This window comes from Pseudomonas sp. Marseille-Q5117 (genome assembly GCF_946901175.1).
GTDB classification, from domain to species: Bacteria; Pseudomonadota; Gammaproteobacteria; order Pseudomonadales; family Pseudomonadaceae; genus Aquipseudomonas; species Aquipseudomonas iranensis.
In genome coordinates, this window is the sequence record NZ_CAMPPP010000005.1 from 45279 (window position 1) to 69000 (window position 23722).

General features: G+C 60.5%; 16 protein-coding genes, 1 tRNA gene and 1 pseudogene. 11 read left to right on the forward strand and 7 right to left on the reverse strand.

Annotation, left to right across the window (positions count from 1 at the left end):
* Positions 1 to 191: 191 nt before the first annotated feature.
* The 9 genes and pseudogenes from OC605_RS10435 to OC605_RS10475 all read left to right on the forward strand — a co-directional run bounded on the left by OC605_RS10435 (position 192) and on the right by OC605_RS10475 (position 11652).
* The gene (locus tag OC605_RS10435; protein ID WP_262136929.1) at positions 192 to 1895 is read left to right on the forward strand and encodes an amidase; all 1704 of its coding nucleotides are present in this window, start codon (positions 192 to 194) and stop codon (positions 1893 to 1895) included.
* 288 nt (positions 1896 to 2183) lie between these two features.
* Positions 2184 to 3479 (forward strand): OprD family porin, encoded by a 1296-nt coding sequence (locus OC605_RS10440; protein ID WP_262136930.1) that lies wholly within the window; start codon positions 2184 to 2186, stop codon positions 3477 to 3479.
* A 317-nt stretch (positions 3480 to 3796) separates the two neighbouring features.
* Positions 3797 to 4219, forward strand: coding sequence for a hypothetical protein (locus OC605_RS10445; RefSeq protein WP_262136932.1), 423 nt, complete (start codon positions 3797 to 3799; stop codon positions 4217 to 4219).
* A 260-nt stretch (positions 4220 to 4479) separates the two neighbouring features.
* The gene (locus tag OC605_RS10450) at positions 4480 to 4755 is read left to right on the forward strand and encodes a DUF3077 domain-containing protein (protein WP_262136933.1); all 276 of its coding nucleotides are present in this window, start codon (positions 4480 to 4482) and stop codon (positions 4753 to 4755) included.
* Positions 4752 to 5018 (forward strand): short-chain dehydrogenase, encoded by a 267-nt coding sequence (locus tag OC605_RS10455; RefSeq protein ID WP_186569640.1) that lies wholly within the window; start codon positions 4752 to 4754, stop codon positions 5016 to 5018. Before OC605_RS10450 ends, OC605_RS10455 begins: the two co-directional genes overlap by 4 nt.
* Positions 5019 to 5353: 335 nt before the next feature.
* Positions 5354 to 9709, forward strand: coding sequence for a hypothetical protein (locus tag OC605_RS10460; protein WP_262136936.1), 4356 nt, complete (start codon positions 5354 to 5356; stop codon positions 9707 to 9709).
* A 714-nt stretch (positions 9710 to 10423) separates the two neighbouring features.
* Positions 10424 to 10782: pseudogene (locus OC605_RS10465) on the forward strand (DUF6124 family protein).
* Positions 10783 to 11123: 341 nt separating this feature from the next.
* Positions 11124 to 11369: a type II toxin-antitoxin system ParD family antitoxin gene (locus OC605_RS10470; protein WP_016770738.1), complete on the forward strand. Its 246-nt coding sequence runs from the start codon at positions 11124 to 11126 to the stop codon at positions 11367 to 11369.
* Entirely contained in the window at positions 11362 to 11652 is a 291-nt protein-coding gene (locus OC605_RS10475; RefSeq protein ID WP_016770737.1) for a type II toxin-antitoxin system RelE/ParE family toxin, read from the forward strand. Before OC605_RS10470 ends, OC605_RS10475 begins: the two co-directional genes overlap by 8 nt.
* A gap of 99 nt (positions 11653 to 11751) precedes the next feature.
* Here the strand turns inward: OC605_RS10475 and OC605_RS10480 are convergent.
* The 7 genes from OC605_RS10480 to fdnG all read right to left on the reverse strand — a co-directional run bounded on the left by OC605_RS10480 (position 11752) and on the right by fdnG (position 21157).
* Positions 11752 to 11847 (reverse strand) — tRNA-Sec (locus tag OC605_RS10480).
* A gap of 5 nt (positions 11848 to 11852) precedes the next feature.
* Complete coding sequence (gene selB / locus OC605_RS10485) at positions 11853 to 13769, reverse strand: selenocysteine-specific translation elongation factor (protein WP_262137232.1); 1917 nt, start codon at positions 13767 to 13769, stop codon at positions 11853 to 11855.
* Positions 13766 to 15178 carry an L-seryl-tRNA(Sec) selenium transferase gene (gene selA / locus OC605_RS10490; protein WP_262136939.1) on the reverse strand — a complete coding sequence of 471 codons (1413 nt, stop codon included), beginning with the start codon at positions 15176 to 15178 and terminating at the stop codon, positions 13766 to 13768. The genes selB and selA overlap by 4 nt, the downstream gene beginning before the upstream one ends.
* 385 nt (positions 15179 to 15563) lie before the next feature.
* Complete coding sequence (gene fdhE / locus OC605_RS10495; RefSeq protein WP_262136941.1) at positions 15564 to 16490, reverse strand: formate dehydrogenase accessory protein FdhE; 927 nt, start codon at positions 16488 to 16490, stop codon at positions 15564 to 15566.
* 3 nt (positions 16491 to 16493) lie between these two features.
* A complete protein-coding gene (locus tag OC605_RS10500; protein WP_122706304.1) occupies positions 16494 to 17159 on the reverse strand; it encodes a formate dehydrogenase subunit gamma in 666 nt (221 codons plus the stop codon).
* Entirely contained in the window at positions 17156 to 18091 is a 936-nt protein-coding gene (fdxH, locus tag OC605_RS10505) for a formate dehydrogenase subunit beta (protein ID WP_137213660.1), read from the reverse strand. Before fdxH ends, OC605_RS10500 begins: the two co-directional genes overlap by 4 nt.
* A complete protein-coding gene (fdnG, locus tag OC605_RS10510) occupies positions 18092 to 21157 on the reverse strand; it encodes a formate dehydrogenase-N subunit alpha (protein ID WP_262136946.1) in 3066 nt (1021 codons plus the stop codon).
* 320 nt (positions 21158 to 21477) lie between these two features.
* Between fdnG and OC605_RS10515 the strand changes: the two genes are divergently transcribed.
* Together OC605_RS10515 and OC605_RS10520 are read left to right on the forward strand one after the other, a co-directional pair.
* A complete protein-coding gene (locus OC605_RS10515) occupies positions 21478 to 22632 on the forward strand; it encodes a MalY/PatB family protein (RefSeq protein WP_262136948.1) in 1155 nt (384 codons plus the stop codon).
* A gap of 207 nt (positions 22633 to 22839) precedes the next feature.
* On the forward strand, positions 22840 to 23697 hold the full coding sequence (locus OC605_RS10520; protein WP_016774822.1) for a glucose 1-dehydrogenase: 858 nt from the start codon (positions 22840 to 22842) through the stop codon (positions 23695 to 23697).
* The last annotated feature ends 25 nt before the right edge of the window (positions 23698 to 23722 follow it).

Sequence of the window (23722 nt, forward strand, 5' to 3'; positions counted from 1 at the left end):
CTCGCGAAAGCGCAAGGTCAGGCAGCACGGATGCTCAGGCCATCTACCAACAAAACCATCACCCCACCGATTACTCCGCCCGCCGCATGGTGTTAAATAGGCGCCAGTCCCGACCTTGTCGCTTCAAGCCGTGCCACGAGAACCGCTATGAAAACCCCTGCCCAGAACATCCACGCTCAACAGGTGACCCGATGATCGAAGTCACCGAAGTCTCCATCGCCCAACTGCGCGCCGCCCTCGAATCCGGCCAGACCACTGCCGTGGAACTGGTGCAGGCCTATCTGGCGCGCATTGATGCCTACGATGGCGCCGACACCCCGACGGCACTCAACGCCGTCGTCGTGCGCAACCCCGAAGCGCTGAACGAAGCCCGCGCCTCCGATGCCCGCCGCGCCAACGGTGAAACCCTCGGCCCGCTCGATGGCATCCCCTACACCGCCAAGGACAGCTATCTGGTCAAGGGCCTGACCGCCGCTTCCGGCAGTCCGGCGTTCGCCGATCTGGTCGCCCATCGCGACGCCTTCACCATCGAACGCCTGCGCGCTGCCGGGGCGATCTGCCTGGGCAAGACCAACATGCCGCCGATGGCCAATGGTGGCATGCAACGCGGCGTCTATGGCCGCGCTGAAAGCCCGTACAACGCCGCTTACCTCACCGCACCGTTCGCCTCCGGCTCGTCCAACGGCGCCGGCACCGCGACCGCTGCGAGTTTCGCTGCGTTCGGCCTGGCCGAGGAAACCTGGTCGAGCGGTCGCGGCCCTGCGTCGAACAACGGCCTGTGCGCCTACACCCCGTCGCGCGGCGTAATCTCGGTGCGCGGCAACTGGCCGTTGACCCCGACCATGGACGTCGTCGTGCCGTTCGCGCGGACCATGGCCGACCTGCTCGAAGTGCTCGATGTGGTCGTCGCCGAAGATACCGATACCCGTGGCGACCTCTGGCGCCTGCAACCTTGGGTGCCGATCCCGCGTGTCAGCGAAGTGCGCCCGGCTGCGTACAGCGAACTGGCCGCCGACGCCAAAGCCCTGGCCGGCAGACGCTTCGCCATCCCGCGCATGTACATCAACGCCGACCCTGACGCCGGCACCAGCGAAGCTCCCGGCATTGGCGGCCCGACCGGTCAGCGCATCAACACCCGCGCGTCCGTGATCGATTTGTGGAAACAAGCGCGTCAGGCCCTGGAAGCCGCTGGCGCTGAAGTCGTCGAAACCGATTTCCCGCTGGTCTCCAACTGCGAGGGCGACCGCCCTGGCGCGCCAACCGTATTCACCCGTGGCCTGGTGTCGAAAGAATTTCTCCACCATGAATTGTGGGATCTGACAGCCTGGGCGCTCGACGACTTCCTGCAAGCCAACGGCGATCCGAAGCTTAATCGTCTGGTTGACGTCGACGGGCCGAAGATCTTCCCGCACGACCCCGGCACGCTGCCTAACCGAGAAGGCGATCTGGCCGCCGGCATGGACGAATACGTGCGCATGGCCGAACGCGGCATCACGCCGTGGAATGAAATCCCAACCGTGCCTGATGGCTTGCGTGGTCTGGAGCAGACCCGACGCATCGACCTTGAAGACTGGATGGACAGCCTCGGCCTCGACGCCGTGCTGTTCCCCACCGTCGCCGACGTCGGCCCGGCGGATGCCGATGTCAATCCAGCTTCGGCCGACATCGCCTGGAGCAACGGCGTCTGGGTGGCCAACGGCAACCTCGCGATCCGCCACCTCGGCGTGCCAACCGTCACCGTGCCGATGGGCGTGATGGCCGACATCGGCATGCCCGTCGGCCTGACCTTCGCCGGCCGCGCGTACGACGACTCGAACCTGCTGCGCTTCGCCGCCGCCTTCGAATCCACCGGCAGCAAACGCCAGATCCCACCGCGTACACCGCCGCTGGCTTAATGCACTGTGTCAGCTCCCACAAACCCTGTGGGAGCTGGCTTGCCAGCGATGGCGGCCTGACAGCCGCCACAGTTCTACCTGACTACCCCGACTCAAACTGTGGGAGCGAGCCTGCTCGCGAAAGCGCTGTGTCAGTCAGCATTTTTGTTAACTGACACTCCGCATTCGCGAGCAGGCTCGCTCCCACAGGGTTTGGTGTGAAGGCTGCCAACTCAGCACACCGGCCCAATCCTTGCCAGGCCAATCCGCCGATCATCAGCGCCATCCTGATGACCACCGGCCCTGACCATGATCAACCGCGCCCCCTCCCGCCTCACCCTGCTCGCCATGCTCTGCGGTCTGACCGGCACCGCCCACGCCAGCGGCTTTTTCGACGACGCCAAAAGCGATGTCTTGCTGCGCAACTTCTACCTCAGCAACGACTACCGCTCGCCCACGCCCTCCGGGAAAAACTACAAACAGGAGTGGGCACAAGGCTTTATCGGCAACTTCTCATCCGGTTTCACCGAGGGCACAGTCGGTTTCGGCATCGACGCGCACGCTTTCGCCGGCCTGAAACTCGACGGCGGCAAGGGCCATTCCGGCACCGGTCTGTTACCGGTCGACAGCGATGGTCGCAGTGAAAACAACTATTCCAGCGCTGGCGGTGCGTTCAAGCTCAAGGTCTCGCGAACCACCCTCGCCTTCGGAGAAATGACCGTAGAAACCCCGGTCTTCGACACCTCCGACAAACGCCTGCAACCGGAATACGCTACAGACTTTTTGCTCAACAGCGCCGAGCTCGACAACGTCAATCTGCTCGCCGGGCATTTCACTGCATTCAAGAACCAGGACAGCTCCTCCGGCCAAGGCGATTTCTACGGTTACGGCGCCAACACCGAAGCGGGTGGCATCAGCTTCGTCGGTGCCGACCTGTTCAGCTCAAGCCCCATCGGCGGCGCACTCTACGCCTCGGACCTGAGCGACACCTGGCACCAGTACTACGGCAACCTGCACTTCAAACAGTCCGGCGTGCTGCTCGACGCCAACCTCTACCACACCCGCGACACCGGCCGCGCACTGGCCGGCGAGATTGACAACAGCGCCTTCAGCCTGTCCGGCAAATACAACTTCGGCGCGCACGCGGTGATGCTCGGCTGGCAACGGATCAATGGCGACACACCGTTCGATTTCGTCGGCGGCGACTCGATCTACCTCGCCAACTCGATCAAATACGCCGATTTCAACGGCGCCAACGAACGCTCCTGGCAAGCCCGCTACGACCTCGACCTCGGCGCCTTCGGCATCCCCGGCCTGAACTTCATGACCCGCTACGTCAGCGGCAACCACATCGACGGCACGCACGCGCCGAGGGGCGGCGCCTACAACCCGTTCGACGCCGACAGCGGCGACTATCAACCGCAACAGGGCAGCGGCGGCAAACACTGGGAACGCGATATCGACCTGAAATATGTCGTCCAGTCCGGCGCCGCGAAGGATCTGTCGGTGCAACTGTCGCACGTCACCCACCGCGCCAACGAAGCACAGGCTGGCGATGATATTGACCGGATTTACGTGGTCATCCAGTACCCGCTGGGTTTCTGAACCACCCACGCCAACAAAGATGCACTCCCACATGGGTTTCTTGGCCCGAAACACTTTGGTTCGGCAGATAACCCTGTGGGAGCTGGCTTGCCAGCGATAGCGCCGGGTCAGCCAACGCAGATTGTGGATGTGCCGACCTTATCGCTGGCAAGCCAGCTCCCACAGGGATTCGGGGCAATCTCCACAACAAACCATTACCGTCCGTCGCAAACCTGCCCAGACCTGTCAGGTTTGACAGTAGCCAGACTCCCACAACCGGTGTCTGATCTTCCTTACCCGGCCAGCCCTCACTGGCCATCCCACCAGGAAGGTGTTCCATGCCCAGTAAAATCGCACCATCGCAGCATTACCCCGGCAAAATCGAAGGCGCAATCGACGTCACCCCTAAAGACCCGTTGTGGTCGCCGAGCGCACCGGCGACGCAAAAGGTTTTACCAAGCCATTTCAAAAAGGTGACCAACGCAGACGGTATCGAGGTAATCGCCATCATTTATTGCGTCGATCCCCCCATCGTGCAAGACAGCGACGATTACGTTCAAGTCGCCTTGATAATCGATGGCAAGGAAATAGACTCCACCAAAATCACCAAGGCTAACCGCAACAAGCAGTTCCTGTTTTACATCTCGCAGAACCTGCTGGAGATAAACACCGAGTACGAAATCAGCTATGAACTGCACCGCGACCTAGGAGAGACCGAGCAGCCCACAATGGCGCTCAGACTGGTATACGACAGCGTCTAGCCAGTCGTGCCCCCTGTGGGAGCGAGCCTGCTCGCGAAAGCATTGATCCGGGCAACGAAATTCAGTCTGCCGGATCGCCATCCCAAGCAGGCAAACACCTACAGGAAATCTCGGCAAACTCGGCTAAACCGCAGCGGTTGACTGCCCTACGCTCACTCCCTATCCTCGCGCCCTGTCACGACTCATTCGTGACCGGGTTTGACGGCTCGGCAATCCTCCAAGGTGTGCATTGTTTTTTCAAATGTCTAAGGAGCTGCGTCATGACCGATCCAACCACAAAGCCCAATCCCCCCGACCAAACCCCTCACCACCCTTTCACCGTCCGCCCCGACATCCCGCTCCTCGACGCCCTCGAACACGCGGCCGTGTACCTCAACTGCGCCGAGTCCCTCGCCCATCAAGCCCCCACAGCGATCCGCCCGGAACACAGCAGCTCACTGCGCTGGGCCAGCCAGCAAATGCTCGCCAACGCCCGCGCCCTGATCCACGCAGCCATCGCCGGTCAGCATGTCGTTAACGCGAGGGGTGACGCATGAATTCGCACATTTCCATGACCCACAACGAACACAGTATCCCCGTCATGCTGGTCTCCACCGAAGCGCCACTGGACGTCCTGCACAGCAGCGCCGCCAGCCGCTTCCTCGCCGTCACGCAAATGATGGAAAGCCTCGCCAGCCTGGACATCGCCTCAGCCAAAGGCGCCGACGTACAACAACTGGCCCACGCCGCCGCGATGCTGCTGCGCGATGGTTGTGACGTGATGGATGTGCTCGGACGGCAGATTCGTTTGCGGGTCTGAGGCGCACAAGATCAAAAGATCGCAGCCTCCCGCAGCTCCTACCCCGATTTGTAGGAGCTGCCGAAGGCTGCGATCTTTTGGTTTGAGTTGCCAGAAAAAACACAACACTTGTGGGAGCGAGCCTGCTCGCGAAAGCGGTGGGTCAGTCACCGAGATGTCGACTTGATTGCAGTCGCGAGCAGCTCTCCGCTGGAGTTGTCACCCACTGCGCCCTACCGTTCGTCGTAAAACCACCGTCAACTGTCAGATCTGACAGTAGGCAGTTCCTCTCGCTGGGTATCTGATATCTCCACGCGGTCAGCACCCTCTTGGCCGGCCCATCAGGAAGGTGTCCCATGGCAAAACAGCGCAAGCCACGCCCATCCAAAAGCACGCGTGCGTTCTATCCCCCTCGCATCGCCGCGGCAACCGCAAATGTGATCAGCGAGAAGGTCCCAAAGCCACCAGAAGTACCGGTGCAAGGCATACCTCTCAGCCTTTTCAAACCTGTGACCAACAGGCAGGGCGTGCTCGCTGGCGCGGTCACCCTGCGTATCGATTCGATACCCGCCGATGCCGATCATCCTAATGACATAGACGAAGTTTCCTGGTGGCTCAATGGCAACCGAATGGAAGGCGTGGCAATCAATCCCGCCAACCGCGACGACGTGTGGTTCTTCAACGTATTCCTGGACGACCTGCTGGACACCGTCACCAACGAAATTCTCTACAAAACCCGTCGTCCCGGTGGCAACGAGACGCCGTCAACCGCGCTATGGGTCCTGTGCAGCAAAACGCTGCCCGGCGGCAATGACGTGCCGGGCACCGGTGCGCACCCTGGGCTACAGTTGAGCCTGCCGACCGAACTGGGTAATCCGGCACTGATCGGCAAAGACGAGGTCGAGGCCGGTGTCCTTGCCACTTACACCTATTCGCACATGAAGGCCTACGACACGATCACCCTGGACATCAACGGCGAGCAATTCACTGTCAAGTTAGACCCCGACGATGTCGGCGCATCATTCTCCGCACTGATTGACCGGACCATGTTCGAGTGGGTCGGCAGCCTGGACAACTGCCCGTTCAGATACAGGGTTCGCGATCAACTTGGTAACTTCACCCATAACCATCGTTGGTCGAAGGTTATTTACGCGAATATTGATCTTGAGCGGGTGTTTCTGGAAATGCCGATCTTGCGCGAAGATCAAGACGAAGACACGGATGATCCTACAATCGTTGACCGCGACAAGCTTAACGGCGGGCCGCTTTTCGTAGTAATCATCCCGCACGCCCCTGTTTATCAGAAGGGCGATAAAGTGAAAGTAACTTATCGCTCTACTAATCCTGATGCAGAGGAAGAGTATGAGGGTACGATTGAGGAGCGGTTCAATACTTTGTTCCCTTGTATTGTCGAGGTTCCTAATTCACGAGTTGTATCGGGGAGCCGATTGCAAGTTTCCTTTGTGCTCATTAGGGATGAGGAGGTCATTGGACAATCGAGAGCCGCCTCTGCCACGGTCGTCGGGAACGTCGCAGATGACAAGCCCGTCATCTCAAAAATTACCGGCTCACCCAGTGGCGACGATATTTCCAACGGCGGCATCACCGTCGAAACTGAAGTAACGATCACCGGTATCGCTGCCAAAGGACAGAAAGTCGATGTGCTGGATGGCACTACTTCAAAAGGTCAACCGACCGCCGACCCGGTAACAGGCATCTGGACCTTGCGCGTATCTGCGCTGACGGCTGCCGAGCACAGTTTTACCGCCAAAGCCTTGTATGGCCAAGGACAAACCTCTACGGCCTGGAAGTTGACCGTGACGGCTGCTACTGCACCCACGATCGCTTCGGCAAAAGGCTCACCCAGTGGCGCCGACATTCCCAACGGCAGCACCACCGTCGAAACTGACGTAACGCTCAGCGGTGTCGCTGCCAAAGGGCAGAAAGTCGATGTGCTGGACGGCACCACGTCAAAAGGTCAGCCGACCGCCGACCCGATAACGGGCATCTGGACATTGCTCATTTCTGCACTGACGGCTGCCGAGCACAATTTCACCGCCAAAGCTTTGTATGGCCAAGGACAAACCTCTGCAACATGGAAGTTGACCGTGGCGGCTGCTACTGCGCCCACTATCACTTACGCGAAAGGCTCACCCAGTGGCGCCGACATTCCCAACGGCAGCACCACCGTCGAAACTGAAATAAAGCTCAGCGGTGTCGCTGCCAAAGGACAGAAAGTCGATGTGCTGGATGGCACTACTTCAAAAGGTCAACCGACCGCCGACCCGGTAACAGGCATCTGGACCTTGCGCGTATCTGCGCTGACGGCTGCCGAGCACAGTTTTACCGCCAAAGCCTTGTATGGCCAAGGACAAACCTCTACGGCCTGGAAGTTGACCGTGACGGCTGCTACTGCACCCACGATCGCTTCGGCAAAAGGCTCACCCAGTGGCGCCGACATTCCCAACGGCAGCACCACCGTCGAAACTGACGTAACGCTCAGCGGTGTCGCTGCCAAAGGGCAGAAAGTCGATGTGCTGGACGGCACCACTTCAAAAGGTCAACCGACAGCCGACCCGGTAACGGGCATCTGGACATTGCTCGTTTCTGCGCTGACGGCTGCCGAGCACAATTTCACCGCCAAAGCTTTGTATGGCCAAGGACAAACCTCTGCAACATGGAAGTTGACCGTGGCGGCTGCTACTGCGCCCACTATCACTTCGGCGAATGGCTCACCCAGTGGCGCCGACATTCCCAACGGCAGCACCACCGTCGAAACTGAAATAAAGCTCAGCGGTGTCGCTGCCAAAGGACAGAAAGTCGATGTGCTGGATGGCACTACTTCAAAAGGTCAACCGACCGCCGACCCGGTAACAGGCATCTGGACCTTGCGCGTATCTGCGCTGACGGCTGCCGAGCACAGTTTTACCGCCAAAGCCTTGTATGGCCAAGGACAAACCTCTACGGCCTGGAAGTTGACCGTGACGGCTGCTACTGCACCCACGATCGCTTCGGCAAAAGGCTCACCCAGTGGCGCCGACATTCCCAACGGCAGCACCACCGTCGAAACTGACGTAACGCTCAGCGGTGTCGCTGCCAAAGGGCAGAAAGTCGATGTGCTGGACGGCACCACGTCAAAAGGTCAGCCGACCGCCGACCCGATAACGGGCATCTGGACATTGCTCGTTTCTGCACTGACGGCTGCCGAGCACAATTTCACCGCCAAAGCTTGGTACGTCCAAGCACATGACTCTGCCACATGGAAGCTGACCGTGACGGCTGCTACTGCACCCACGATCGCTTCGGCAAAAGGCTCACCCAGTGGCGCCGACATTCCCAACGGCGGCACCACCGTCGAAACTGAAATAACGCTCAGCGGTGTCGCTGCCCAATGGCAGAAAGGCGATGTGCTGGACGGCACTACTTCAAAAGGTCAACCGACCGCCGACCCGGTAACAGGCATCTGGACCTTGCGCGTATCTGCGCTGACGGCTGCCGAGCACAGTTTTACCGCCAAAGCCTTGTATGGCCAAGGACAAACCTCTACGGCCTGGAAGTTGACCGTGACGGCTGCTACTGCACCCACGATCGCTTCGGCAAAAGGCTCACCCAGTGGCGCCGACATTCCCAACGGCGGCACCACCGTCGAAACTGAAATAACGCTCAGCGGTGTCGCTGCCAAAGGGCAGAAAGTCGATGTGCTGGACGGCACCACGTCAAAAGGTCAGCCGACCGCCGACCCGATAACGGGCATCTGGACATTGCTCATTTCTGCACTGACGGCTGCCGAGCACAATTTCACCGCCAAAGCTTTGTATGGTTCGGGACAAACCTCTGTGGTCTGGAAGTTGACCGTGACGGCTGCCACTGCGCCCACTATCACTTCGGCAAAAGGCTCACCCAGTGGCGCCGACATTCCCAACGGCAGCACCACCGTCGAGACCGCCGTGACGCTGAGCGGTGTTGCCGCCAAAGGTCAGAAAGTCGATGTGCTGGATGGCACTACTTCAAAAGGTCAACCGACCGCCGACCCGGTAACAGGCATCTGGACCTTGCTCGTTTCTGCGTTAAGTGTTGCGGCGCACAGCTTTACTGCCAAGGCACTGTATGGCAGCAGTCCAGTATCAGATCCTCCATTTATTTTTACAGTGAACCAAGAGTTATCGATCGATCAAAAAACCATGATTCTAAATGGACTTGATATCAGATACGCGGGCTGGGCAAAAAATGGCGTTGACGCCCAAGGTAGTTTCGCCAAAAGAGAAGCTCAAGGGGGTATGCCCCCGTACACTTATTCATCTTCAGACACCCGAGTTGCCACAACCAATGGACCAATTACGAAATCGAACTGTACGAGGGTTAAAACTACCACCATAACGGCTACCGATAAGCTTGGTGCGACAGTCTCATATGACGTAACTTGCTCCGGCGTCTATCAACTAATTGTCTCTCCTGCCGGGGCTTATAATGTTGATGCAGCGGAAGCGTGGATGAGGTCGATACCAGACAGATATACGTTTGACACAGACCATCTTTATTATCTACTCAGAACACATATACCTCAACCCATGACCGACTCGTGGGGGCCAACAATTGCCTTCCCTCCAGGTGGAGCGTGGGCAACACGATTTAGCAACAATAATTTCATAAAAATTATCGTACCCGAATCAACTCAGCATCGACAAGTTATGGTTGTAACAGGGATTGATTAAACAATCGGAGAGAATTATGACCGCACTTTATCCGTTAATTATAAAGTGGTAAGGCTCAGACCTATCGAAGTCGTTTTCATGTCGCACAATGAACGCCATGATATACGGTAGCCCGAAATGTTGTTGAATGACACTCTGGTTGTTGAATCGTGAACTTTGCGCTCTCATCTGTTGGTTCAGTCGCTGAGAAAAATGGATGCATTTATTTATCTGAGCAGCAAATCAGGCTCTGGATAATCTGGATTTGCCGCGGTGATGCAGAGAGTCGTAGCTATTCGCTGTTCACATTGACCATCCTCTTAGCAAGCTCGGTACTACATTTGGAATGCGGTCAAATGTGGGAGCCTGCTCGCGAGGAGGCCATCAGGAAGCACGATCCTTCGAGTTAAACGAAGCTGTTTAAAAGACACCTGCTGACACGGTCTCAAGACTACAAATCCTTGCGCCATTGCCTACAGCCAAGCCAGAATCCGCCGGCTTGTGCGCCTTGGGGGCGGGTTCTATTGTGGTGCGGTCGCTGAATGTTCAGTGACCGGGTTTAGCAGCCCGACAAATTTTCAAGGCACGCTGGCTCCGCCTCTCTTTTATGGCGGCTTGCGTGGGGCACTTCGGTGCGCCGGGATCCTTGAGCCTGGTCTGCTAACCCGCGTAAAGCCGCCACCCTCTTCGTTTAGCAGCGAAGGCTGACGGCTCCACTTCTCAAGGAGCTTTACCATGATCAAACCCACACCCAACCCACCCGAAACCGACCCCACCTCCCCTACGAATCCCTCGATTCAAAAAAACTCCACGAAGCCGCCGACCGCGCTCTCGACCACTACCTCTGCCCACCCGGCTCGACCCCACCGCCGTTCAGTCCCCGCGCCATGTACGCCGTCACCGCCGACACCAAAAACGAGGATCTGCTGGCCAACGCCTGCGAAACCCTCGCGTCCGCCAAAACCATCGCCCAGGAATTCGCCGGGCTGGTAAAGCCATCGCAGCGGCGGACGCTTATGGGGATTGCGCAGTTGATCATGCTCGGAGAATTGGCGGTGAATCGGGTGCTGGATAATCTGGAGTTGCCGGGGTAATGCGGGCCGGCTGAGTTATGCGATGCCCGTGCCGGCCTCTTCGCGAGCAGGCTCGCTCCCACATTGATCCTGGTCGGACGCAAACTTTGCGACCACTGAAGGAACCTGTGGTAGCGACCCTGCTCGCGATCACAAAGGGGACGGATTATTTAACCCGATGGATGTGCTCGGGCAGCAGATTCGGTTGCGGGTCTGAAAATGCAGCCTGCGGCAGTTCGAGTGATATACGCATGAGCTGCCGAAGGCTGTGATTCGTTCTTGTAACGGCTAGGCTCATACTCGCTAGCGCACCATTAGTATGATAATTTGCGCAAAGTTCCCCACCCGCAAAAGGCCCGACCATGGCTACCGTACGAAAAACCATAACCGTGACTGACCAGCAAGACCATTGGATCAAAGCTCAAATAGAAGCGGGACATTACACCAACGACAGCGAATATATCCGCGATTTGATCCGTCGAGAGCAAGAGCGAAACGCTGAACTGGAAACCGTCCGCGCAGCCCTTCGAGAAGGAGAATCCAGTGGTGCCCCCCGGCCATTCGATGCTGATGCTTTCAAAAAGAGAATGTTGAGGGCGCATGGCTGAATACCGACTTACCCCCGCCGCCGAAGCGGATCTTGAGGCTATCTGGACCTATACAGCTCAACAATGGGGTTTGGATCAGGCCAATCGCTACATCGACATCCTGACTGCGTCTTTCGAGCAGTTGGCTGATCGTCCCAAAACAGCACCCGCATGCGACGCGATCCGCCCCGGATACCGACGCTGCAGCGTGGAGAGTCACGTGATTTATTTTCGAATCACCGCCTATGGGATCGCGATAATCAGAATCTTGCATGACCGGATGGAAGCGCAGCGTAATCTCTAACCTTCTCGTATCACCGAAAATCAAAAGATCGCAGCTTTCGGCAGCTCCACAAATCGATGTAGAACCTGCCGAAGGCTGCGATCTTTGCTTTTGGGAGACTGGCGGAAGACAGCCGGAGTCGAACCTGCCCGGGAACGGATGCCGTCCCCAACCGGGTTTGAAGCCCGGCCGCGCCACCGGGCGCGATTGTCTTCCTGAACTCAGGTTGCGTCGGCGTTGGCCAACGCGTTGTCGGGGCGGATCTGGCGGGATTCGCCGAGGCGGCGGGTCAGGCCGAGTCGGTCGAAATATTCCAGATACTGAATACAGCGTTTGCGTCCCAAGCCTAGCGCATCGCGGAAGGTTGTCACTTCGATCGCCGGATTTTCTCCGGCGAGTTTCAGCAGCAGCGCCGCCATTTGCCGCAGGGCGATGTCGCTGATGAACAGGTCGCGCACCACTTGGTGCATCAGGCCTAGTCGCGCGAGTTTGCGCAGTAGCAGGCGGACGCTGGCGTCTTCTTCGCCAAGCTTCTTCGCGGCATCACGTACCCAAGGCGGGTCGAAACCGGCCTGTTCGAATAAGGGCTGTAATTGCTGCCAGAGGATTTCGTCGTCGGCACTCAGGCGCACTTGATGATCGGGCAGGTGCAGCCATGGGCCGCTGGCGAGGATCGAGCCGGCGCCGAGCAGTTCGTCGAGCAGGCTGATGAAGGTCGAGCGTTCCAGTGCCAGAGCGCTGAAGCGTCGCAGGCGATCGCGGTCAGGGCCCATCTGGTCGGGTTCCTGTTCGTGGAATCGCGCCAGTTGTTCGAGCAAGGTGAATTTCAACTGGCCCCAGCGCTGGACGTTGAACAGCAGCGCGCCTTGACGGGTATCGACCAGGCGGATGTTCTCGGCCAGCGACCACTGCGCGCGCGGACGGTTGAACTGGCGTTCGAGGCGTTGCGGGTCGAGGCCGCCGGGGCTGTGGTTGAGCAGCGCTGGCAAGGCTTGTTCGAGGCTGACACTCAGAGCGAGGGTTTGCAGTTGCGCGAGGCGTTCCGGGCTGCGGCGTTGGCGCGCCGGGGCGAACGGGTCGAGCACTGTGCCGCCGCCGAGGGTCCGCTGGGCACTGGAGTCGCGCAGGATCAGCCGATCACCCTTCACCGCGTGCACCGGCGCGTTGATCAGCAGTTGCGCGAACATGCGCTCGCCGGGAATCAGGCGCGGGCCTTGCAGCAAGGCGACCCGGGCAATGACATCCTGGGTGCCAAGGTGCAGATGCACCGGGTGGAAGTGTTCGAAGGTGCGCTCGCCGGGCAACAGCTGAAAGTCGATATCGATGCGCTGGGTCGGGGCATGCAGCCAATCGGCCAGCAGCCAGTGACCACGGTGGATCTGCGCCAGTTCCAGACGATCGCCGCTGAGGTTCAATGCCACGCGTTGGCCAGCGAAGGCTCGTTCAGCGGCCTGGTTTTGCGCGTGCAGACCACGGATGCGCACCGATTTGCCGGCAGCCCCCAAGACAAGTTTGTCGCCAACCGCAACCGTGCCGGACAGCGCCGTGCCCGTGACCACAATCCCCGCGCCCGCGACGCTGAATGCCCGATCGATCGCCAGACGAAAGCCGCCCTCACAACCGCGCGCCTGCACCTCGTTGTGCGCCTGCAATAACGCCGCGCGCAACTCATCGACGCCCTGCCCGTTCATGCTCGACACGGTAAAAATCGGCGCATCAGCAAATGGTCCGGGCGCGAGCAGGTCGAGCACCTGACGCTGCACCTCTTCCACCCTGCCCGTTCCAGCGCGGTCGCACTTGGTGATCGCCACCAGCGCGCGCGGGATGCCGAGCAGTTCGACGATCGCCAGATGTTCTCGCGTCTGCGGCATCACCCCGTCATCGGCCGCGACCACCAGCAATACCAAATCGATGCCCTGCGCGCCGGCGAGCATGTTGTGGGTGAATTTTTCGTGCCCCGGCACGTCGATGAAGCCGGTCAGCCCGGCGCCCGCTTTTAGCTCGGCGTAGAGATAACCGAGGTCGATGGTCATGCCGCGTTCGCGCTCCTGCGGGCGGCGGTCGCCGGTTTGCCCGGTCAGCGCCTGCAACAGCGAGGTCTTGCCGTGGTCGATGTGCCCCGCCGTGCCGACGATCACCGGTCGACCTGCAATTGCGCCAGCTGCGCCAGCCACGCTGGCTCATCGTCGAGCTGGCGTAGATCCAGCCACAGCGCATCGTCGCCGATCCGGCCGAGTACCGGGACCGGCAAACCGCGCAACGCCGCTTCGAGATTGAGCAGATAACGCCCGCGCCAGCGCTTGGACACTTGCGGGCGACAACACAGCGCAGCGCTCGGCAGACGCGCCACCGGTTGGCTGCCACTGCCGATCATGCCCAACGCCTCGACTGCACTGACCTGCCAGACCTCGCCCAACACATCGGCGAGCAACGGTTGCAAACGCGCCGCTTGGGCGAAGATCTCGGCTTGCGGCCGAGTCAGCAGGCGCAGGCTCGGCAGTCGTTCGGCGAGGCGATCAGGGTCGCGGTACAGACCGAGCACCGCCTCTAGCGCTGCCAAGGTCAACTTGTCGACCCGCAGCGCGCGTTTCAGTGGATTTTTCTTGATCTTCGCGATCAGCTCTTTGCGCCCGACGATCAACCCGGCCTGCGGCCCGCCGAGCAATTTGTCGCCGCTGAAGGTGACGATGTCGGCGCCTTCGAGCAAGGCCTGACGCACCGTCGGTTCCGCCGGCAGGCCCCAGCGCGTCAGGTCGAGCAGACTGCCGCTGCCCAGATCTTCCAGCAACGGCAAGCCATGGGCGTGCGCCAACTCGGCCAGTTCCGCAGTCGGCACCCGCGCGGTGAAGCCTTCGATGCTGTAGTTGCTCGCATGCACACGCATGATCAAACCGCTGCGTGGGCTGATCGCCGCTTCGTAGTCGCGAGCATGGGTGCGATTGGTGGTGCCGACTTCATGCAGCCGCACGCCGGCGCGGGCCATGATGTCGGGGATGCGGAAGGCGCCGCCGATCTCGATCAGCTCACCACGCGAGATGATGCCTTCCTTGCGCGCGCCGAGGCTGTTGAGGGTCAGCAGCACGGCAGCGGCATTGTTATTGACCACAGTCACCGCTTCGGCGCCGGTCAGTTCGCGGATCAGGCCTTCGATCAGATCGTCACGATCACCGCGCTTGCCGCTGGCCAGGTCGAACTCGAGATTGAGCGGATAACGTGCGGCCATTTGCACCGCTTCGATGGCTTCCTCGGGCAGCAAGGCGCGGCCGAGATTGGTGTGCAGCACCGTGCCGGTCAGGTTGAATACCCGCCGAACCTGGCTGCGTTGTTGCTGCGCCAAGCGTTCGCCGACGCGCCCGGCGAGCACTTCGGCGCCGATCTCCACCGCTGCCAATTGCCCGCTCAACACGCCGGGCCGCAGCTCATCGAGCAACTGACGCAGGCCCGTCAGCAAAGAATCCCGGCCGTAGCGCTCGGCCAACGGCGCGCACGCCGGGTGACGCAACAAGCCATCAATGGACGGCAACCGCAGGGCAACGCTGGAAGACATCAGCCACTCCTGATTTCACTAAAAACAATCCCTTTTGGGAGCAAGCTTGCTTCCAAAAGGGTTTCAGAAGTGTAGACGCACTGCCGGAGCTAGCTTGCTCGCGAATGCGGTGTGTCAGTCAATGTGGATGTGGCTGACCTGACGCCTTCGCGAGCAGGCTCGCTCCCACTGAGAAATCCGGGGCTGACCGGGCTTTGTGAGTCGGCACACAAATCTGTGGGAGCTGGCTTGCCAGCGATTGCGGTGGGTCCGTCAAAGAAGGTGGTGGATGTGCCGACCGAATCGCTGGCAAGCCAGCTCCCACAGGGATTCGGGGTGGAATGAACATTGTTGGTCACCACAAAAACCTGTGGGAGCACACCCCTCTCCCACAATTTTGCTCCGGTCAGTCGTCTCCCGGCGCCAGCAGCAGATTGGGGGCCAGACGCTGATAGCCGTCCTGGGCCAGACGCATGTCCAGCAGCAAACTGCCGAGATCCGCCGACAACGCTTCGGCTTCGGCGTCGTTCTCCAGGTAGAGCAATTTCAGGTAGCTGTTGCAGCTGGGGCAGACTTCGGCGCGCAGCGGGGCCTGTTCGGCGCTGTGCCGGTCGTCTTCCTGGCTCAGGTACTCGAGGCCCTTGCTCTGTTCGCAATACACGCACTTGACCCGCACCACATGCCATTCGCAGGCGCACAGCGAACACACCAGATAGCGCAAACCGTTGTGCTTGCCGCGATGGCGAATCACCCCGGCCATGGCCGGTGAACCACAGGCCGGGCATTGGCTGAGGCTGTCGCCGGGCTTGAGTTGCAGTTGCGGCACGCTGAGCAGCCAGTGGCTCCAGGCGGTTTGGAGGGCGGCGCCAAGAAACGGCACCAGCGCCGCCGGCACCAGCGAATACTGACCGCTGACCAACGCCACCGCCCACGCCCGCAACTGGCCGGGACTGGCGGTGCGCAGCGTGTCCAGCGCGTCGATCACCGCAGGTTGATCCGCTGGCGCATAGCGCTGCAGCAAAGCGTCGAGCCACGGCTGCCAGGCATCCTCGCGCACCAAGGTGTCTGCGGCGAACGGCGGCAGACCGTGCTGCTGACAGGCTTCGAAACGCTGCGCGTCAAACGGCGCGGTGAGCGGCGGATCGGCGAAGACCTGCTGCTGCGCCCGGCACAATCCGGCCATCAGCCGCAGATAATCCGCCAACCCATTGCCCTCGGCCAGACGCTCAAGCCGCTCTGCACGCAGGGCAAACAGGTCACGCGGCGGCAGATACAGAAACGGCGGCGAACTGGCCGCGGCCTCGATTTCCCCAGGTTCAAGAATGCTTGGCAAAAGTCAGCCCTTTTTCGTCAGCGGTCGCTCGGGCACGTCCCGAGGCTGTTCGTCGCGGGTCACCTCGCGGTACCACAGTGCATGGTGTTTCTTCGCCCACGGCCGGCTGACCCAGCCATGCAGCATGGCGTCGACCGAACCCTTGATCCACAAACCGGCGTAGATGTGCACGATGATGCTCAGCACCAGCACGAACCCGGCCAGTGCATGCAACAGCATGGCCCAGCGGATCGTGGTGATGCCGAAATACGCGCTGAACCACGCGCGCCAGATCACCAGCCCGGTGAACAGCAACGCGAGCATGCACAGCAGTAAAGTCCAGAACAGCAACTTCTGCCCGGCGTTGTATTTGCCCACCGGCGGCACGCTTTCCTCGTCGTTGACCATCACCCGATTGATCCGCCGTAGCCACTGGCGGTCATTGGCGATGAAGAAGTTGGTGCGCCAGAAGCTGAACACCAGGCCGAGGAACAGCACGAACATGGCGATGCCCATGTACGGGTGCAGGATCCGCGTCCAAGTGCCGCCGCCAAACAGGTTACTCAACCAGAACAGCGACGGATGAAACAACGCCAGCCCGGACAACCCGGCCATGAAAAACAGGATCGCCACCAGCCAGTGATTGGTCCGCTGGTTGGCGCTGTAACGCAGGATCGTCTTGTTGCTCATGGCCGCTCCTCCCCGCGTGGATCGAAGGTGTGCACCGCCGGGTCGATCACGTGCACCGAGGTGTCGGGCGCTGGCGGAACTTCATCCTCCTCGACACGATTCGGGCCGATGCGCACGTAGTGGAAGAACCCGGCCAGCACCGCCGCACCCATCGCCAACAAGCCGAGGGGTTTGCTGATGCCTTTCCACAAACCCACCAGCGGACTGATGGCCGGGTGATCCGGCAAGCCGGCGTAGATTTTTGGCGTGTCGGCGTGGTGCAGCACGTACATCACGTGGGTGCCACCAACGCCTGCCGGGTCGTACAAACCAGCGTTTTCAAAGCCACGGCTTTTCAGGTCGACGATGCGTTCAGCGGCGTGTTCCTTCATGTCTTCCTTGGTGCCGAAGACGATCGCGCCGGTCGGGCAGGTTTTCACGCAGGCCGGCTCCAGCCCTACCGCGACCCGATCGGAACACAGCGTGCATTTGTAGGCCTTGTGATCCTTCTGCGAAATGCGCGGGATGTTAAACGGGCAACCGGTGATGCAATAGCCACAACCAATGCAGTGGTCCTGATCGAAATCGACGATGCCGTTGGCATGCTGAATGATCGCCCCGGGGCTCGGGCACGCGGCCAGGCAACCGGGTTCGGCGCAGTGCATGCAGCCGTCCTTGCGGATCAGCCATTCGAGGTTGCCGGCGTCGGTTTCGTGCTCGGTGAAGCGCATCAGCGTCCACGAATCCGCCGTCAGGTCCTGCGGATTGTCGTAGGTGCCGTGGTTGTGGCCGACCTCATCGCGCAGCTCGTTCCATTCCGAGCAGGCGACCTGGCAGGCCTTGCAACCGATGCACTTGGTCGTGTCGATCAGCTTGGCAACGCCCTGCTGAGTCCTCACCGACGGCGGCACAGTGGTGGTGGCCGAGCGGGCAATGATGTCTTGGCTGGCCATTTACAGTTTCTCCACGTTGACCAGGAATGACTTGGATTCCGGGGTCTGAGTGTTGCCATCGCCGAGGAACGGCACCAGGGTGTTGGTCAGGTAACCGTGGCGCGTCAGGCCGGTGAAACCCCAGTGCAGCGGGATGCCGATCTGATGCACGACCTGGCCGTTGACCTGCAGCGGCCGGATCCTTTTCGTCACTACCGCCACCGCCTCGATAAACCCGCGCTTGCAGCTGACCCGCACGCGATCACCGGCAGCGATGCCCTTCTCGTTCGCCAGCACCTCGCCGATTTCGACGAATTGCTCGGGCTGAGCGATCGCGTTCAACTTGCAGTGCTTGCTCCAGAAGTGGAAATGCTCGGTAAGCCGGTAGCTAGTGCCGGCGTACGGGAAGTCCTTGGCTTCGCCGAGGGTTTCCCAGACCGAATCGAAGATCCGCGCCGCCGGGTTACTGGTGGCCTTCTTGTTCTGCGGGTGCAGCGGGTTGATGCCGATCGGCGTTTCGAACGGCTCGTAGTGCTCAGGGAATGGGCCTTCGTTCATCTTGTCGACGGCGAAGAACCGCGCGACGCCTTCGGGGTTCATGATGAATGGGTTCATCCCGGCTTCCGGCGGCACGTCGGCCTTGTAGTCCGGCACATCGGTGCCGGTCCAGGTCTTGCCGTTCCACCACACCAGCCGCTTTTTCGGATCCCACGGTTTGCCCGCCGGGTCCGCCGAAGCGCGGTTGTAGAGAATTCGCCGATTGGCCGGCCACGCCCAGGCCCAGCCCTGATGCTGGTGCATGCCGAACGGGTCGGCGTTATCGCGCCGGGCCATCTGGTTACCGGCCTCGGTCCAGCTGCCGGCGAAAATCCAGCAACCGGACGCGGTGCTGCCGTCATCCTTGAGCAAACCGAAACCGGCCAGTTGCGTGCCGGCCTTGACCGTGACACCGCTGGCATCGGTGAAATCGTTGACAGCGGTGCCGTTGATTTCCCGCGCCAGTTCTTCCGGCGATGGCTCGTCGGGGATCTTGTAAGGCCACGACAGTTTCAGCAGCGGATCAGGAAACTTGCCACCCTCGGTCTGATAACGCTGGCGCAGACGCAGGAACAGTTCGCTCATGATGCGAATGTCGGTCTGCGCTTCACCGGGGCCATCGGCGCCTTTCCAGTGCCATTGCAGCCAGCGGCTGCTGTTGACCAGCGAGCCGTCTTCCTCGGCAAAACAGGTGGTCGGCAGGCGAATGACTTCGGTCTGGATTTCGGCGGTTTTCACATCGTTGTACGGTCCGACGTTCTGCCAGAACTCCGAGGTTTCGGTGGCAAGCGGGTCCATCACCACCAGCCACTTGAGCTTGGCCAATGCGCCCATCACGCGGTTCTTGTCCGGCAACGCAGCGATCGGATTGAAGCCTTGGCAGAAGTAGCCGTTGACCTTGCCCTGGCTCATCAGGTCGAACATCTTCAGCACGTCGTAGTTGGGGATGTCGAGCTTCGGCAAATGGTCGAACAGCCAGTTGTTCTCGGCGGTGGCGTTGGCGCCGTACCAGGATTTCATCAGGCTGACGTGGAATTTGCTGTAGTTCTGCCAGTACGAAAGCTGCCCCGGTCTGAGCGGCACCTGCGTGCGTTTGAAGATGAACTGGCCGTAATCCTGCTCGCTGTCGCTGGGCAGCGTGAGATAGCCGGGCAAGGCGTTGGACAGCAGGCCAAGGTCGGTCAGACCCTGGATGTTCGAGTGCCCGCGCAGCGCATTGACGCCACCGCCGGGCATGCCGACATTGCCCAGCAGCAATTGCACCATCGCCGCGCTGCGAATGATCTGCGCGCCGATCGAGTGCTGCGTCCAGCCAAGCGCGTAGAGAATCGTCATGGTCTTGCCCGGTGTCGAGCAGGTGGCGATCTCCTCCCAGATTTTCTGCATGGCATCGACCGGCATGCCGCAGATCTGGCTGGCCAGGTCGATGTTGTAGCGGCTGTAATGCTGCTTCATCAGTTGATAAACGCAGCGCGGGTCTTGCAGGGTCGGGTCGACGCGGACGAAACCATCCTCGGCGAATTCGTAACCCCAGCCGGACTTGTCGGTATAGCTGCGTTTTTCCGCGTCATAGCCGCTGAACAGGCCGTCTTCGAAGCCATAACCGGCTTTGACGATGAACGACACGTCGGTGTAGTTGCGCACGTATTCGTGCTGGATCTTGTCCTCGGTCAGCAGGTAATTGATCAGCCCGCCCATGAAGGCGATGTCGGTGCCGGTGCGGATCGGCGCGTAATAGTCGGCCACCGAAGCGGTCCGGGTAAAACGCGGATCGACCACGATCAGCCGCGCAGCGTTATGCGCCTTGGCCTCGGTCACCCATTTGAAGCCGCACGGATGCGCTTCTGCTGCGTTGCCGCCCATTACCAGGATCAGATTCGCGTTGGCGATATCGGTCCAGGTATTGGTCATGGCACCACGGCCGTACGTCGGGGCAAGACTTGCCACCGTCGGGCCGTGTCAGACACGCGCCTGATTATCGAACCCCAGCAGACCGAGGCTGCGAATCACCTTCTGAGTGATGTATCCGGCTTCGTTGGATGCCGCCGATGCCGCGAGAAAACCGGTGGTCAGCCAGCGATTCACCGTTTGCCCGTTGGCATTTTTCTCGATGAAGTTGGCGTCGCGGTCGGCCTTCATCAGGTCGGCGATGCGATCGAGGGCTTCGTCCCAGCCGATGCGCGTCCATTCATTGCTGCCGGGCTTGCGCACCTGCGGGTACTGCAAGCGGCCTGGGCTGTGAATGAAGTCGAGCAGGCCGGCGCCTTTCGGGCACAGCGTGCCGCGATTGACCGGGTGATCGGAATCGCCTTCGATATGAATGATGTTTTGCGCCACGTTCTTGCCGGCATCGCCCTGGCTGTACATGATCAAACCGCAACCGACCGAGCAATACGGGCAGGTGTTGCGGGTTTCACGGGTGTGGGCGAGCTTGAAGTGACGCACCTGCTCGGCGAAGGCCGCCGTCGGGGCCATGCCCAACGCGCCCAGGCTTGAGCCTGCAAGGCCGATACCGGCGACCTTGAAGAACTGACGACGGCTGAGATCCATCGTGCACTCCTGATCAGGTGGAACCCGGTACTTGCGCCGGGCTTTATCTGGACAATCACGGTTGCGACGCCTTGGCGCCGACTTTTTCACTGTAGACAAAGACCTTGCCGATTGTGTGAAAACCGACCGTCGGGTGTCTGGCCCGGATTTCCAGCCAATACACCCACCCCCCTATGGGAGCGAGCCTGCTCGCGAAAGCGCTGGGACATTCAACTCGATGCTGCCTGACCCGACGTATTCGCGAGCAGGCTCGCTCCCACACAGATGGCGTTGCGCATAGAATGTCCGGCAGAACCAACTCCGCCTTGACGAGACCGCGCATGACTTTCGATTTTGATCAGTTGTTCGACCGCCACCACACTGGCAGCACCAAGTGGAGCCGCTACCCGGCCGATGTGTTGCCGATGTGGGTCGCTGACATGGATTTCGCCGCGCCGCCGGTCATCATCGAAGCCTTGCAACAGCGCCTGCTGCACCCGCTGCTCGGTTACAGCGTGGCCCAGGACAACCTGCGTGAAGCCATCGTCGCCGACCTGTGGAACAAGTATTCATGGCAGGTCAAACCGCAGGAGCTGATTTTCCTGCCGGGCGTGGAATCGGGCTTCAACATGGCGCTCAAGGCTTTGGTCCAGGCGCAGCAGAATGTCGTCGTGCAAGTGCCGAACTACCCGCCGCTGCGCCATGCACCAGGGCATTGGGGCCTGAACAAGGTCGAGCTGGAATTCAACGCCCAGGCCGATGGCACCTACGCCACGCCACTGGACGCACTGCGCGAGTCGCTGAAAGGCGGCGGCGCCCTGCTGTTGAGCAACCCGCACAACCCGATCGGCAAGGTCTTCGCCCGCGAAGAATTGCAGGCAGTCGCGGATATCTGCGCAGCGCAGGACGCGTGGATCATCTCCGACGAGATTCACGCCGAACTGTGCTTAGACGGCCGCGTGCACATTCCCACCGCATCGCTGAGCCCGGAAATATCGAAACGCACGATCACCCTGATGTCGGCGAGCAAGGCCTACAATATCGCCGGTCTGAAGACCTCGTTCATGATCATCCAGGACGCCGCCCTGCGCGAAGGCGTCAACCACGCCCGCTGCGGCATGGTCGACAGCGTCAACCCGCTGGGCATGGAAGCCACCCGCGTCGCCTACAGCGAAGCCGCGCCGTGGCTCGCGGAATTGAAAATCTACCTGCAGGCCAACCGCGACTGGCTGGTAGACGCGGTGCGCACGCGCCTGCCGGGCGTGACCATCAATGTGCCGCAGGGCACGTATCTGGCGTGGCTCGATTGCACGGCGCTGGACCTGCCGGATCCGCAGCGGTTCTTCCTCGAAAAGGGCAAGGTCGGGCTGAGTGCCGGGCTCGATTTTGGTGACCGGCATCAGCAGTTCGTGCGCTTGAACTTCGGTTGCCCGAGGGCATTGCTGGAAGAAGGGATTGCGCGGATGGAGCGGGCGCTGGCCAGCCGCAACGCCTGAGAACAACATGCCCTTGTGGGAGCTGGCTTGCCAGCGATGACGGGCTCACATGCAACATAGATGTTGTCTGTGGCACCGCAATCGCTGGCAAGCCAGCTCCCACAGTTGTTCCATTCAGTCTGTCAATCCAGCGCAAATCCGATCGAACTCAAGGCAAACCCACCGGGTCAACCCGAAACACTGGCCTTGAAATCAGGAGACCCTGCGATGACTGACTATCCAAAACCACCCTTCCCGAAACAAGCCCAACCGGTTCCCGGCTCGCAACGCAAGATGGAGCCGTATCCAGACTGCGGCGAGCAAAGTTACGTCGGTTCCGGCCGCCTCGCCGGTAAGATCGCGCTGATCACCGGTGCCGACAGCGGCATCGGTCGCGCAGTGGCGATTGCCTTCGCCCGTGAAGGCGCCGACGTCGCCGTGGCGTACTTGAATGAACATGAAGATGCCAAGGAAACCGCACGCTGGGTCGAGCAGGCCGGGCGTCAGTGCATCCTGCTGCCGGGCGATATCGCCGAGAAAGCGCAGTGCCAAGCGCTGGTCGACAAGACCGTCGAGCGCTTTGGCCGCATCGACATTCTGGTCAATAACGCCGCGTTCCAGATGACCCACGAAAACTTCGAAGAAATTCCCGATGACGAATGGGTGATGACCTTCGATGTGAATATCACTGCGATGTTCAGGATCTGTCAGGCGGCGATCAAACACATGCGCCCCGGCTCGTCGATCATCAACACCAGCTCGGTCAACTCGGACATGCCCAAGCCGACCTTGCTGGCCTACGCCACCACCAAAGGCGCAATCGCCAACTTCACCGGTGGTCTGGCGCAGATGCTCGGGCCGAAGGAAATTCGCGTCAACAGCGTCGCCCCTGGCCCGATATGGACGCCGCTGATCGTCTCGACCATGCCCGATGAAGAAGTGCAGAACTTCGGCGGCAGCACCCCGCTCGGCCGTCCCGGCCAACCGGTGGAAGTCGCGCCGATTTACGTGCTGCTGGCCTCCGACGAAGCCAGCTATATCACAGGCCAGCGCTACGGCGTGACCGGCGGCAAACCGATGCTGTAACCGTGCAGCAGAAAAACTGAACCCG